Origin of the sequence: Exiguobacterium sp. s140, assembly GCF_018617035.1 — a bacterium.
Taxonomy (GTDB): Bacteria; Bacillota; Bacilli; order Exiguobacteriales; family Exiguobacteriaceae; genus Exiguobacterium; species Exiguobacterium profundum.
On record NZ_JACSJK010000005.1, the window covers coordinates 36,097 to 50,287 of the forward strand.

General features: G+C 47.6%; 14 protein-coding genes. 10 read left to right on the plus strand and 4 right to left on the minus strand.

The genetic code is table 11. The features are described from left to right. The first annotated feature begins 72 nt into the window (after positions 1-72). Genes yfkAB through KNO61_RS14840 form a run of 3 tightly spaced genes read left to right on the plus strand, consistent with a single transcriptional unit; the run spans position 73 to position 2,612 of the window. Complete coding sequence (gene yfkAB, locus KNO61_RS14830) at positions 73-1,179, plus strand: radical SAM/CxCxxxxC motif protein YfkAB (RefSeq protein ID WP_214685591.1); 1,107 nt, start codon at positions 73-75, stop codon at positions 1,177-1,179. Positions 1,180-1,232: 53 nt separating this feature from the next. Next, a complete protein-coding gene (locus tag KNO61_RS14835; RefSeq protein WP_015880865.1) occupies positions 1,233-1,427 on the plus strand; it encodes a hypothetical protein in 195 nt (64 codons plus the stop codon). A 42-nt stretch (positions 1,428-1,469) separates the two neighbouring features. After that, positions 1,470-2,612, plus strand: coding sequence for an MFS transporter (locus tag KNO61_RS14840; RefSeq protein ID WP_078146369.1), 1,143 nt, complete (start codon positions 1,470-1,472; stop codon positions 2,610-2,612). Positions 2,613-2,651: 39 nt separating this feature from the next. Here KNO61_RS14840 and KNO61_RS14845 read toward each other — a convergent pair whose 3' ends face one another. Then, complete coding sequence (locus tag KNO61_RS14845) at positions 2,652-2,954, minus strand: hypothetical protein (protein WP_031421094.1); 303 nt, start codon at positions 2,952-2,954, stop codon at positions 2,652-2,654. Between the two features lie 133 nt (positions 2,955-3,087). After that, complete coding sequence (locus tag KNO61_RS14850) at positions 3,088-4,032, minus strand: DMT family transporter (RefSeq protein WP_214873740.1); 945 nt, start codon at positions 4,030-4,032, stop codon at positions 3,088-3,090. Between the two features lie 201 nt (positions 4,033-4,233). On the opposite strand from KNO61_RS14850, the gene KNO61_RS14855 reads away from it, so the two are divergent. From KNO61_RS14855 to KNO61_RS14870, 4 genes are all read left to right on the plus strand, one after another. Next, the gene (locus KNO61_RS14855) at positions 4,234-6,141 is read left to right on the plus strand and encodes a heavy metal translocating P-type ATPase (protein ID WP_214873742.1); all 1,908 of its coding nucleotides are present in this window, start codon (positions 4,234-4,236) and stop codon (positions 6,139-6,141) included. Between the two features lie 115 nt (positions 6,142-6,256). Then, the gene (locus tag KNO61_RS14860) at positions 6,257-7,183 is read left to right on the plus strand and encodes a carbohydrate kinase family protein (protein ID WP_015880860.1); all 927 of its coding nucleotides are present in this window, start codon (positions 6,257-6,259) and stop codon (positions 7,181-7,183) included. A gap of 67 nt (positions 7,184-7,250) precedes the next feature. Beyond that, positions 7,251-7,688: an NUDIX domain-containing protein gene (locus tag KNO61_RS14865; RefSeq protein ID WP_078146366.1), complete on the plus strand. Its 438-nt coding sequence runs from the start codon at positions 7,251-7,253 to the stop codon at positions 7,686-7,688. Positions 7,689-7,752: 64 nt separating this feature from the next. After that, on the plus strand, positions 7,753-8,706 hold the full coding sequence (locus tag KNO61_RS14870) for a YihY/virulence factor BrkB family protein (protein ID WP_214873744.1): 954 nt from the start codon (positions 7,753-7,755) through the stop codon (positions 8,704-8,706). Between the two features lie 38 nt (positions 8,707-8,744). Here the strand turns inward: KNO61_RS14870 and KNO61_RS14875 are convergent, their stop codons facing one another. Continuing rightward, on the minus strand, positions 8,745-9,278 hold the full coding sequence (locus tag KNO61_RS14875) for a beta-class carbonic anhydrase (RefSeq protein ID WP_251030864.1): 534 nt from the start codon (positions 9,276-9,278) through the stop codon (positions 8,745-8,747). Between the two features lie 37 nt (positions 9,279-9,315). Next, positions 9,316-10,215 carry a 1,4-dihydroxy-2-naphthoate polyprenyltransferase gene (locus KNO61_RS14880; protein ID WP_214685584.1) on the minus strand — a complete coding sequence of 300 codons (900 nt, stop codon included), beginning with the start codon at positions 10,213-10,215 and terminating at the stop codon, positions 9,316-9,318. A 168-nt stretch (positions 10,216-10,383) separates the two neighbouring features. Here KNO61_RS14880 and KNO61_RS14885 point away from each other — a divergent pair, with 168 nt between their 5' ends. The 3 genes from KNO61_RS14885 to KNO61_RS14895 are packed head-to-tail and all read left to right on the plus strand — an operon-like array spanning position 10,384 to position 14,190. Then, entirely contained in the window at positions 10,384-11,772 is a 1,389-nt protein-coding gene (locus KNO61_RS14885) for an isochorismate synthase (protein ID WP_214814512.1), read from the plus strand. After that, on the plus strand, positions 11,765-13,414 hold the full coding sequence (menD, locus tag KNO61_RS14890) for a 2-succinyl-5-enolpyruvyl-6-hydroxy-3-cyclohexene-1-carboxylic-acid synthase (RefSeq protein ID WP_214814513.1): 1,650 nt from the start codon (positions 11,765-11,767) through the stop codon (positions 13,412-13,414). Before KNO61_RS14885 ends, menD begins: the two co-directional genes overlap by 8 nt. Further along, positions 13,411-14,190, plus strand: coding sequence for an alpha/beta fold hydrolase (locus KNO61_RS14895; protein ID WP_214814514.1), 780 nt, complete (start codon positions 13,411-13,413; stop codon positions 14,188-14,190). Before menD ends, KNO61_RS14895 begins: the two co-directional genes overlap by 4 nt. The last annotated feature ends 1 nt before the right edge of the window (position 14,191 follow it).

The window sequence follows — 14,191 nt, forward strand, 5'->3', positions numbered from 1 at the left end:
CTTTGGTTCGTGACAAAGAGTTGCTATTATAGCATACTATTTCGTGTAACTTGATGAAAAGGTGGAATCCACATGCAAAACATCTCCCCAACTTTCGACCCTTGGGAAGCCTATCTCGACCAAGTCGAACACGGTCGACTCGTCTTATCCAACGTCGAAGTAACCACAACGAAGCTGTGTAACATGCGCTGCGAACATTGTGCGGTCGGTTATATGCTCGACCAAACGGAAGAACCAGAAGTTCCGCTCGACCTATTGATTCAACGACTGGATGAGATCGAACATTTGCGTGCCTTCTCCATCACAGGCGGTGAACCGATGCTGTCCATGAAATCGGTCCGCAACTATGTCGTTCCATTGTTACGTTATGCGAAAGAACGTGGGGCCCGTACGCAAATCAACTCGAATTTGACGCTACCGTTATCTCGCTATCATCTTATTACCCCTTACTTGGACGTTTTGCACATTTCGCATAACTGGGGCACCGATGACGATTTCCTTGAAGGCGGATTCGCGATGATGGACCGGAAACCGAGTGAAGAGGCCCGATTGAAAATGCTCCAGACGATGAAAGACAACGCACGTGCTCTCACATCTGAAGGAATCATTGTATCCGCGGAGACGATGATCAACAAGCGGACGATTCCTCATTTGAAAGAAATCCATGAAGAAATTGTCTCACTTGGTTGCCAAAGACATGAGGTTCACCCAATGTACCCCGCAGACTTCGCTAGCGCCCTCGAATCAGCATCGCTCGCTGATACGCGACAAGCCATCCATGACTTACTCGATGCCCGTGACGAGAACGTATGGATGTTGTTCGGGACGTTACCATTCTATGCATGTTCTGACCTACCTGAAGACCGTGCTCTGTTGAAGCGACTTCATGAAACAAAAAACGTGACCGTTCGAAACGACCCAGATGGACGTTCTCGTCTCAATACGAATATCTTTGACGGACAGATCATCGTGACCGATTTCGGTGATGAACTCGGTTCACTCGGCACCGTCTATGACACACCATTCCAAGAGGCGTATGATAAGTGGACGAACAGCCAATTGAACGCTACACTCTCTTGTCACTGCCCTGCCGTGAAGTGTCTCGGGCCGAACGCACTCGTTAAACAAGCCTATTATCCGACGGTCGATTTCCAATCTCGTAAAGCTACATCGTTTTAAATATTTTGATTCGGGAAATGTTCTGTATATTAAATGAATCGAGGTGCGTGTAGATGACTGCGATTTATATCCTCATGATTACCGTGATGGCCATCATTATTTTTGGCGGAGTACTGAGCATCTTATTGACAGCCGCATTCGTTTCAGACAAAGTAGAGCATGATGAAATGTTTAGTCAAGGCAGTTGGGATGATGAATTGCTGCATTTGAATCACTCTCCACAACCGATTGACGACACGAAAAGCTGAGACCCTTCTCGGCTTTTTACTTTGACTTCATGAGGTGAACCTATGCTCCGTTTTCGTTTTATGATTTTACTATTGATTGTCTTTATTTCCGGTTTGATTCAAGGTGCGCTCATCCCACTCTTATCCACGTTGATTGAACGGGATGGGGCCCCGGCCTGGGTGAACGGACTGAACGCGACGATGCTTTACGTCGGTGTGATCGTCTCTGCGCCTCTCCTAGAGCGATTCGTCCGTAAATATGGATTCCGACCGACCATCGTCCTCGGTATCGTATTGACGGCTGTCGCGACCTTCGCTTTACCGATTTGGCCGTCCTTACTCGTTTGGGCGATGATGCGCTTCTTCATCGGATTCGGCGACTCGGCTCTACACTACGGGTCACAAGTATGGGTGACCTCAGCAAGTGAAAAGAGCAGTCTCGGTCGAGCGATGGCGTATTATGGAATGTCTTTCAGTCTCGGTTTTGCCATCGGTCCATTGATCGCACCACTCGTCGACCTATGGTTTTGGTTACCGTTCCTCATCATCGTCTTCTTCTGTCTCGCTTCGTTGATGCTCGTCTTTAAAGTCGAGAACGAGTTTCCGGAGGTCGAAAAAGTGAAGACCGACTCGAAAGGACGAATTCGACTGATTCTTGTCGGTGCGGGATACACGCTTCTCCCTGCCTTTACATATGGGTTTCTCGAAGCGAGCTTAAATGCCAACTTTCCCATTTTTACGTCTCGGAATGGGATGAGTTTGACGGAAACGAGCACACTCATCACGACGTTCATCGTCATGTCGATTGTCGTTCAGCTTCCTCTTGGTCGCCTCGCAGACTTGTACGGTAAGAAGCGGATCTTACAAATCGTGCTGACGTTTGGTACCCTCGTATTCACTTTGGCGAATCTTGTTGTCGATTCCTATGTCGGTCTACTCTTCCTATTCGCACTTGCCGGCGCCGGGCTAGGATCGACTTATTCACTCGGTTTGGCGCATATGACAGAGGTGCTTCCCCGTTCGTTACTGCCGACGGGAAACATGCTCTACAGTATTTCATTCAGCATCGGCTCGATCTCAGGTCCGATGATCGGTGCCTTCTGGTTGTCTTTACCGAAAGAGGTCTATTTCTTTATGTATGCCGTCATTCTCGGTATTCTAGCGCTACGACTCTTCACGTCGACCGCTAAACCAATCGACTTATAAATAGAGGCAGATGGTTCCCATGAACCACCTGCCTCTGTTTTATTCCACTACTCGTTCCATTTCATCATCGTTTAACTGTAAAGCTCGGATGAACACTTCGTCTAGCGCGAATGGTTCAGTGTCTAGCGAAGCGAGTACATCGGATTTTAGCGTCACTTCTACGACACGGTCATCGAACTGCCATCTCGTCTGAATATCATCACCTTGTCTTGTGGCGCGGGTCGCCACTGGACCGTGACGTTCTTTTAAACTTTGACTCACGCACTTCATCACGTACTTGACGTACTCATCTTTCGGCTGACGTGAGATGAGAATGTTTCGAACGATTCGATTTCTAGTCATTGTTTCTCCTCCTCCCTTTGAATGATTGCGCACGCAAGTCTTTACAAACGAAGACCGATTTTCGAACTTTAAAATTCAGAATTTTTAATATATTTTGTCATGGGATTTCAATTCCGTCAACTCTGTCTCTATTTCAAATGACATCCGTTTGTTTTTTCGTACGGCGACCTTGAAAATACGTAGATAAATAAATGCCGACAATAACGAATCCGAGTCCGACCACCGCATTCCATGGAATCGTTTCACCGAGTAAAATCCCTGACAACATGACTCCAAATAAGGGAACTAAGAAGATATAGAGTGAAATTCGACTGACCGGATTGTATTTCATTAACGTGTTCCACAATGTAAATCCGATCGCTGACAACATCGCCAAGTAAAACAAGAACGCAATCGTCTGTCCGGTGTACGGCATGGAAACACCATTCGGGTCTAATAGATAGCCGATCAGCAGTAACCCAACTGAACCGATCACCATCGCCCAAGCCGTCATCGGGGCAACATCATACGTCTTCGAGTAGTCCTTCGCTATCAAGTTCCCGAACGCTCCGGATACCATCGCCAAGATGAGTAAAATCTCTCCTAACCCAAAACCAACTTCAGATCCGGTCGCCGGCCAGTTCGCGATGACGATTCCAGAAAAACCAAACGTTAAAGCAAACCCCTTCAATCGATTCAATTTGTCGTCTTCATATCGGAAATGAGCGAGGGCCATTTGGAAAAACGATGTAGAACCAGCAATGATTGATCCCTGGACCCCGGTCGAAATGGACAGTCCGATATAGAAGAACAAGTATTGTAGAAACGTCAAAAACAAACCGAGATGCGCATACGCCTTTACCTTTTCACGGGTGAATCGGACAGACCGTTTCAAAACGGTCTGACTGATGATGAGCAATAGAATCCCTGCGAGTAAAAAGCGCTCGCCAGCGAACAATAGTTGTTGCCCATACTCATTCGATTGGATATCAAGTTTCTCATAACTCAACTTGATGAATGGGAACGCACTCCCCCATAACAACGTATTGAAAATCGCCAATAACGCCACCGTCCAAGGGCGTTCAAATATATTTTGCATGACACAAAAACTCCTTAATCTTTTTATTTGTGAGTCACTGATAAGCGTGTTAAGATAAATCTAGATAATAATCATTATAAATAAAGGATTCAGATTAAACTTCTATAAATTCTTTATTTTAAGCCAATTGAAGATGATAATCATCATCAGTCATTATCATTTAATCGAGATTTATTCTCAATTAGAAAGAAGGGATTATCGATGAATGTCCAATCGGTCACGCACGAAAAAAGCCACGTTTTCAAACGGGCTAGCTGGTACGAACATATTGAATTGATCATGGCGCTCATTAGCGGTGTATTGATTGTACTCGCTTATATCGCCGAAACACAAGGCGGAGCGCCTTGGATTCATGTCACACTTTACTTATCCGCCTTCTTCATCGGAGGATACGCAAAAGCGAAAGAAGGGATTTCGGATACGATTGAGACGAAATCGCTGAATGTAGAGCTTCTCATGATTATCGCCGCCATCGGTGCCGCTTCGATTGGGTACTGGATGGAAGGGGCAATCCTCATCTTCATCTTTGCTTTATCCGGGGCACTCGAGACATATACGATGAACAAAAATGAACGTGCCCTCGAATCGTTAATGGAATTACAGCCGGAACAGGCGACTCGTCTAACAGACACTGATGAACTCGAGGTTGTTCATATCGACGACCTTCGTGTCGGAGATCGGATTTATGTCCGTCCTGGTGAACGCATTCCGGTTGATGGAAAAATTGTAAAAGGGAATGCATCCGTAGAAGAAGCCGCCATCACAGGCGAATCCGTCCCTGTCGATCGTCAAGTCGGTGATGACGTGTTCGGATCGAGCGTCAACTTGAACGGAGTATTGACGATCGAAGTGACAAAACTTGCGACGGAAACGCTGTTCCAAAAGATCATTCAAATGGTCCAACAGGCACAAGAAGAGAAATCACCGTCTGCACAGTTCATCGATCGATATGAAGGGCGTTATGTTCAAATCGTGCTCTTCTCTGTTGCGGCCATCATCATTCTCGGACCGTTCGTCACGTCGTGGTCTCTTGAAACGAGCATCTATCGCGGCATGATCCTTCTCGTTGGCGCCTCCCCTTGCGCACTCGTCGCCGCCATCACACCGGCCGCGCTGGCTGCCATCGCCTCTTCTGCAAAACACGGGATTCTCTTTAAAGGCGGTGCTCATATCGAGAACATGGGACGTCTAAAAGCAATCGCCTTTGACAAGACCGGGACACTCACAATTGGGAAACCGATTGTGCAAGAAGCGCTCATCTCACCTTCATTAGAAGAAGAGGACGTCAACCGAATTGTCAGTTTGATTGAAGAGCATTCGATGCATCCACTTGCTGAAGCGCTCGTTTCCTACACCGGAAAACATAGCGGGGAAATGACACACTTCAAAGACATCACAGGCTCCGGAATTGAAGCAACGATTGACGGGACGACGTATCGGGTCGGAAAACAGAAGTTCGCTGACCGAAGCGGTGATTTCTTTAAGAATGATGTCGAACGATTGAAAGAGGCCGGTCATACACTCGTCTTCATCAGTGACGAGACACGTACAATCGGTGCTTACGCCTTACGTGACACGCTACGACCCGAGGCAAAGGTAGCAATCAAGCGACTGAACGACTTAGGGATTGCGACCATCATGATTACCGGAGACAACGAGGCAACCGCTCGCGCTATTGCGAACGAAGCTGGGTTGACACGCTATATCGCCGAATGCTTGCCTGAAGAGAAGGTTTCGCAAATCAAGGTGTTACGAGAGGAATATGGAACAATCGGGATGATTGGCGACGGAATCAATGATGCCCCCGCCCTTGCGACCGCCGACGTGGGGATTGCCATGGGCGAAGGTACGGATGCCGCACTAGAAACGGCAGATGTCGTCTTAATGAAAAACGACCTCGTCCGATTGAGTGACGCCATTCGTCAATCGCGCAAATTAAATCGAATCGTCTTACAGAACGTCGTTTTTGCACTCGGTGTGATTCTTGTCTTGATTACAACGAACATCTTTGAGTTACTCATCATGCCGTTCGCGGTTGTAGGACATGAAGGCTCAACCATTTTGGTTATTTTGAACGGCCTCCGACTCCTCACGTCATCGTGGGAGTGATCCATTCGACAAAATGGAATCGATGATTGAAACAATATGTCGATTTCGTTATAATTGAAACAATGTGTCTACAGACTGAAACAGATCGAAAGATTGACTAAAGGTGGTACAAGATATGAATACGATTGCAGTCATCGGCAAGGTGTTTGTCGATATTAAAGGGACTTCCTTCGCACCGCTCCACAAAGATGCGAAGAATGTCGGCGACATCACTTTTTCCAATGGCGGAACAGGTCGAAACGTTGCTCAAAACTTAGGTGTGCTCGGCAACGATGTCCGCTTCGTCTCGACCGTCACGAACGACCAAATCGGTGTCGGTGTCCTCGAAGAGTTACGTTGCTTGAATGTAAACGTCGATGGGGTCGACATGCTTGACGATAATGGTATGGGAATGTGGCTCGCTGTAATGGACAACAACGGTGATCTTCAAACATCTATTTCGAAACAACCAGACGAAGCCCGTATGGAAGAAGCGATTTTACGTCAAATCGATACGGTCTTCGAAGAGAGCGACGCGGTCGCCATCGATTTAGACTTATCGGTCAACGTCTTGAACGAGACGATTGAACTATGCCGTGAAATGGATTTACCGCTTTATGGTGTCTGTGGCCATCTATCCGTCATCGAACGAAACCGTCATTTGCTTCAAGGATTCACAGGATTCATCTGCAGTCGCGAGGAAGCGGAAATTTTGTCCGACATGTCAATCGTTACAGTGGACGATGCCCTTCGCGTCGCGGAAGTACTCGCCATGAAAGGTGCTCCCCTCACAATCGTCACGATGAGTGAGCTTGGCGCTGTATATGTCGACCTTCGTACGAACGAACAAGGTCACGTCCCGACGACAAAAGTGAAAGTCGCCGACTCCACAGGGGCGGGTGATTCATTCTTCTCCGCTGTCATCTCGGAGCTCATGAAACAACACTCGATTGAAGAGGCGCTTCGATTGGGCATGCGCGTCGCAGGAAAAGTCATCGCCTCTCATGAGAACGGATTGACGCAAGAGATGTACGCATCATTAGAACAACCTACGCAAGAATGAAAAGAACGCATCGGCGAATCGTCGATGCGTTTTGTGCAAAATCACAGGAACGAAAGGAACGATCTCATTGGTTCGAACGAAATTAAGAAGCGCGATCATTTTAATGAATGATCGAGATGAAGTGGCTTTGATCCGTCGCGAAAAAGAAAACGTCCTCTATTACGTTTTCCCAGGTGGCGGAGTCGAATATGGGCACACAACAGAAGAGACGGCCGTACGTGAAGCATTTGAAGAACTCGGTGTTCACGTGGAACTAGAAGGTGTCGCTGCCTACGTCGCATTCAATAACGAGTTAAATCCTTATTATTGGGCGAAGATGACAGGTGGCGAATTCGGGACCGGAACAGGTGAAGAGTTTCAAGAGGAACAGACTAACGGATCGTATACACCGATGTGGATCAAACGGTCTGCACTCCCTCATCTCCCCGTTCGTCCACCTTCACTTGCTGAAAAACTCGCCTTACATGAGGAACGTTTTTACGATTTGACCTTATCGGAGGAGTAATCAGGTGTACACCCTGCCGAAATCGGGAAACGTTTTTTAACGATCGAGTCAGGAGGGTTTTATAATGGCAATGACAGAAGTGAAGGAAAAAAAGAATTGGCTTTCATTTGGGAAAGAGTTATTTCGAAGATTTCAAGAGCATGATGTACAAGACTACGGGGCTACCCTCGCATTCTTTTGGTTTTTATCCATTTTTCCTGGAATCATCTTTATTTTGGCGCTCTTGTCCTTTTTTGATGTCTCACAAGATTCGTTTCAAAATCAATTGAACGATTTGGCACCCGGGTCCGCCGCTTCCGGGTTTCTAACGGGAATTTTCGAGGCGATTGGCGAACCACAAGGCGGTCTCTTGTCGCTCGGTGCGATTTTGGCCATTTGGTCCGCCTCAAAAGGGGTAGACCGTCTAATCACGACGTCACTTCATGCTTATGGCGAAGACAATGAACGTAACTTTTTCGTCAAAAAAGGGTTGGCACTCGGATTGACGATTCTGCTTGGAATCGGAATGCTACTGCTGATTCTCTCGAACGTGTTCGGGTCTCAAATCATTTCATTCGTCACTGAGTATTTACCCGTCAACATTACGGGAGCCGAAGAAATGATGATCAACGTGTTCCGATATGTCCTTACGACGGTTGTCCTCATTTTGACGCTTTCGATTTTTTATAAAGTATCTCCACAACAGCACGTCTTTTGGAAAAGTACCATCCCTGGTGCCATCTTCGGTGTCATCGGTTGGCAAATCGTTTCATTCGGTTTCAACCTATACGTTTCAAACTTCGGAAGTTATGACTCGACTTACGGGTCACTCGGAGGAATCATCGTCACGTTGCTCTGGTTACAATTAACCGGGATGATCATTTTAATCGGATCTGAGATCAACGCGACATGGATGCGTTTCTTCAAGACACCGAGCGAACAGGAATACGAACGCGATTTCAAAAAGAACATAAAGAAAGCGAAACAAAAGCAAGAAGAAGATAACTATGACGACATCCCGACGAATACGTACGGATAACCCAAAAGGAGCACGTTCAAACTGAACGCGCTCCTTTCTTATGCTTCGATCGGATCAAGACGTCCCGTCGCCGGGTCGATCACGAATCCGTGTACATTCGTTCCTGGTGGCAACAGTGGATGATTGTTAATGAGGTTGACAGAATGAACGACGTTCTCTTCAACCGAATCAAAACCATGGAGCCACTGCTCCATATCCATCCCTGACGACTTTAGCGTCTTCAAGGTTTGAGGGTCGATTCCACGACGCTCCATCTCTTCGATGACGACAGTCGGTTCAATCGCCGCCATCCCACAATCGTAATGTCCGACGACGACGACTTCTTCTGCTCCTAGCGCATAAAGAGCGACCAAAATGGAGCGCATGGCCGAACCGAACGGGTGTGACAAGACTGCACCCGCATTTTTAATGATTTTAGCGTCTCCGTTCTTAAGTCCTAGCGCTTGAGGCAAAAGTTCTGTCAAACGTGTATCCATACACGTCAAAATCACGATTTTCTTATCTGGGAATTTATCAGATACGAACGGTTCGTACTGTTTCTCCTCTACGAAACGTTTATTGAATTCAAGCATTTCTTTTACGACTGACACGTTAACGCCTCCTCTTTTTTTACAAAACAAATCTTGAAACGATGAGTCCGATGACCATCCATGCTCCGAACAGCGTGTTCACTTTCGCTGTCATCGCCATCGCAGGCATCAATGCGGCCGGCTCTGCCTTTTGCCAAAACCGTTGAATCGCCCGGACCATGACCGGCACCGTAAAGAGCGACAGCAAGACCCACGGAGTGACGCCATATATTACGACCGCTAAGATGATGCCGATTAATGCCGCGATAAAGAATGCGGCCAATACATACACCGCACGTCGATGACCGACTAGACATGCGATCGTTTTTCGACCATTCTCTTTATCGTTATCTAAATCGCGGATGTTATTCGCAAGTAAGATTGCTCCGATCAACAAGGCCATCGGGAACGACACGAGTAGCAACTCCGTCGTCACCGTATTGATTTGGATAAAGCCGGCAATCCCGATGATGACATATCCCATGAATAGCCCCGCGACAATTTCACCGAACGGCGTATAAGCAATCGGGAGCGGTCCTCCGGTATATAGGTAGCCGACAAGCATAGACAGCGCGCCAATCCAAAGCAAATGCCAGCTTGTAGATGCCGCAATGTAGAGCCCGAGTAGTGCCGCAATCGTATACATGCCGAGCGCCACCGCTAATACTTGCTGCGGTGTAAATCCGTCACGGACGATGGAGCCCCCAATCCCGATAGACCCCTCATGATCAAGACCACGCTTGTAGTCATAATACTCGTTAAATAAGTTCGTCGCGATTTGAATAAGGACAGATGCCACTAACATGGCAAGGAAAAGTCCCCACTTGAGTTCGGTTTGATCGAGGACGATGAACGTCCCGAGCAAGACCGGAATAAAGCTTGCGGTCAGGGTATGCGGGCGAATCATTCGCCAATATGCCCCTTTCGATTTCTGTTTCATTTCGTTCCCTCCCTTCGTTAGTTTACGTCTCGATGAAAAAATCTGTCAACGCCAGCCCATTATCCTAGATTCTTGATCATTTCCCGAGCATTTCATAGGCAGGTGTATTGCGAACTCATGATACACTAAAGATTGAGAATTCTATCCGATTGAGGAGGCTTTTCTTTTATGCCAGATACTCAAACACATATAAAACAGCGAATTGAGCAGGCCCATAAACGGGCGCGAGCTTGGCAACGGCCTGTCCTCGCATCATACACATGGGAAATCTCGGCGTTCGATGCTTTTCAAATCATCCAGAACACCGATACGTCCCATTATTATTTCATGACACCAGACCGGACGCTCGAAATGCTAGGTTGCGGGGATGCACTCGTCTTGAGCGCTTCTGGACCCGAACGATTTCAGCGACTTCAATACGATTGGAGTCTTCACCGACGAGATGTCGATGCGACAATCCACGCGTTCGCCGGTTTTTCATTCGACACGTTTATGCGACCACAAAAAAGTATGTGGGATGCCTTTGGGGAGGCATCACTCGTCGTCCCAAAATTTTTATACCGTCGCTATAAAGACCGACACACGTTGACAGTGGCCACTCTCGTCTCTTCGAAGCAGTCGGTCGAACAGTATTTGATTCAATTGGCAGATCAGTTGGGCCAGTTCAGTTCACTTCGTCCGACGGAAGAAGCGACGCCGTCTTATACAAAAGTGAAAGATGGGGTCGATCACTTCAAGTCCAGTTTCCAACAGGCTAAACAGTTGATTGAAGAAGAACGAGTTGAAAAAATCGTGATTGCCCGCGAAGAAATTTATCAGCGTTCCGATGATGCGTTCCCCTTCTCAAAAAGTTTGAAGCATTTAGCAGATCATCAAGAATCTAGTTACATCTATTTGTATCAACCAAAGCGTGACACTGGTTTCTTTGGGGCGACTCCTGAACGATTGATTCAAAAAGAAGGCATGCAACTGAACACGGCTGCCATCGCCGGGACAATCAAGCGTCCGAAAACCGAGATCGAGGCAGAAATTGCGAAAGAGAAACTCCTAAACGATTCAAAAAATCGTGAGGAGCATCAAATTGTCGTGAAAGACATCAAGCAGGCGTTGACACCCTATACTGCACCGATTCAAACACGAGATACTCCGCAAATTTTGGCCAATCGCTCGGTGTTCCATCTACACACCCCAATTCAAGCGACACTCGAAACAAATGCTTCCTTGCTGTCACTTGCGGAATCGCTACATCCAACGCCAGCACTCGGCGGCTCTCCGAAGCGGACATCGGTCCGATTGCTTCGTGAAATCGAGCGATTCGACCGCGGGTGGTACGGTTCTCCGTTTGGTTGGGTAGACAATGAAGGCGACGGCGAGTTTGTCGTGGCGATTCGCTCTGCACTCGTTCAACACCAATTCGTCGCACTGTATGCTGGATGTGGGATTGTGAAAGACTCTGCACTCGAGCAAGAGCTCGAAGAAACAGAAATAAAAATGAGTCCAATCAAACAAGCTTTGCAGTTTGATTTACACAATCAAGGAGGCACCCTAGATGAATAAGGTTTTGACCGATTGGGTCGCATCCATGGTAAATCGGCTTGTTGCGTCCGGTGTAAAAGACGTAGTCATCAGCCCAGGATCCCGCTCGACTCCGCTCGCTGTAGCGGCATATCTTCATCCTCAGATTCGTCATCACATCATCGTCGATGAACGATCTGCCGGATTTTTTGCTCTTGGACTGACCCGTGCGTCAGAAACAATTCGCCCGGTCGCATTGATTTGCACAAGTGGAACGGCGGCAACAAACTACTATTCGGCTGTGACAGAAGCGTTCATATCGCATTTGCCACTCGTCGTACTGACAACCGATCGTCCTCATGAACTGCGCAATGTCGGGGCTCCACAAGCAATCAATCAAGTCCGCCTCTACGGTGAACAAGTGAAGACGAGCATTGATTTGCCTGTTCCAGAGGAGACAACGTTATCGTTTATGAAACAAACGATTACCCGCTTCACGAATCTGTCAATGCAAGCACCGATGGGACCTGTTCATTTGAATGTACCGTTTCGAGAGCCTCTGCTTCCTGACCTCGAGTCATTGAAACAGATGTTAAAAGCTGACCCTGTCTTGCCAGAACGACAGCGTATTCGGCCGACACAAGCAGACAAAAACATTTTCTCGGAATGCACGAGTCAAAAACGACTCGCCTTCGTCGTCGGACCTTACACCCCGACATCTTGGCAGAAATCCATTGTTGAATTCGCTTCCGAACGACAGATCCCGATTTTTGCCGATCCTCTTAGTGGCATGCGACGTTTCGACGGTGTCTTGACCAACTATGACACGTGGCTCGCGAGTGAGCATCGGACCGATTGGCTACCCGAGGTGTTCGTCCGTTTCGGGGCTGCACCTGTTTCGAAACGATTCAATCAATGGATGGCCATGGCGGACCAACTCGTCATCGATGAACCGGGATCTTATCGCGACCCAAGTAGCCGAGCCACCATCTGTTACGGCGACGCACTCGATTTTCTACCGCTCATCGCATCGGCAAACGAACCTCGGTATCTTGAGCGTTTACGCTTTTTTGAAGAGATTGCCGAGTCTGCAAAATCGTCACTTCAAGGTGAGGTAGAATTGACGAAACGATTGCTTGATACATCAATCGAGCGTCTATTCGTCAGTAATAGCATGCCGATTCGAGATGTAGATACATCACTGTCTGCCGGCACGAATATACACGTTCTCGCCAATCGAGGCGCAAACGGAATTGATGGTGTGTTATCCACTGCACTCGGAAGCAGTTATGATACGGCTCACGGCGCTCTATTGATCGGTGATTTAGCGTTCTATCATGATAGCAACGCCTTGCAACTGTTAAAGCATCATCCCGGAAAATTTTCCGTCGTGATTGCTAACAATAACGGTGGAGGGATATTTTCCTTCCTCCCGCAGGCTTCTGTCGACACACAGTTGTTCGAAGATTTATTCGGCACACCGCTTGATTTAAATATCCGTGGATTTGCTGACACATATGGCTTATCGTATCGTCTAATTGAACGACCGGATGAAATTCAAGAAGCGATTGAAGATGGCGTTCATTTAATCGAATTCCCATCGAATCGTGAGGAGAATGTGACGATCCATCGAGGTTGGACACAATCTGTCTGCGCTCGCCTCATCACGGAGAACGAATCATGAACATCGATTTACGTGGCGTACGTTATGAAGTGATTCATCGCGGTGAGGGAAAACCGGTATTATTTTTACACGGATTCACTGGAAACGCCCATTGGGTCGATTCGCTCCCTACATTACCGATTCGTCTTGTGTCACCGTCGCTCCTCCAACATGGCGCAACGGAGCACCCTTCAGTCAATCGTTCGACAATGAGTCAGCAAGTTAAGGATTTGTCCCGCTTACTGGATACGGACGACCGACCTTGGACAGTCGTCGGCTATTCACTCGGTGGGAGAATCGCATTGACACTCGCCGCATGCGACGAGCGTGTCGAACATGTCATCGGGATTAGCACGACCCCCGGTCTGCTCACTTCTAAGGAAAGAGCCGCACGCCGCCGCCAAGATGCAGAATTGGCTCACTTGATTGAAACCAAGGGTATCGCTGCATTCGTGAATCGCTGGGAGAACCTTCCGCTTTGGCGACAGACGGAAGACATGAAACGTTCACTCCGAAAAGACCGGCTCGCCCAACACCCGAATGCCCTCGCAAACAGTTTGCGGTCAATCGGAACGGGGCATATGCCGTCGTTATGGGGCACATTACAGCGTCTCCCCCGCACCGATTTGATTGTCGGGTCAGACGATCTCAAGTTCAAAGCCATCGCAAGACACATGCAGGAAGAGCGACCAGATATAAAAATCTATGAAATTTCAAACGCAGGGCATGCTCCTCATATCGAGAATGCATCAGAGTTTGGTACAATAATAAAGAAATTGATTTTAGGGGGTATTTAAA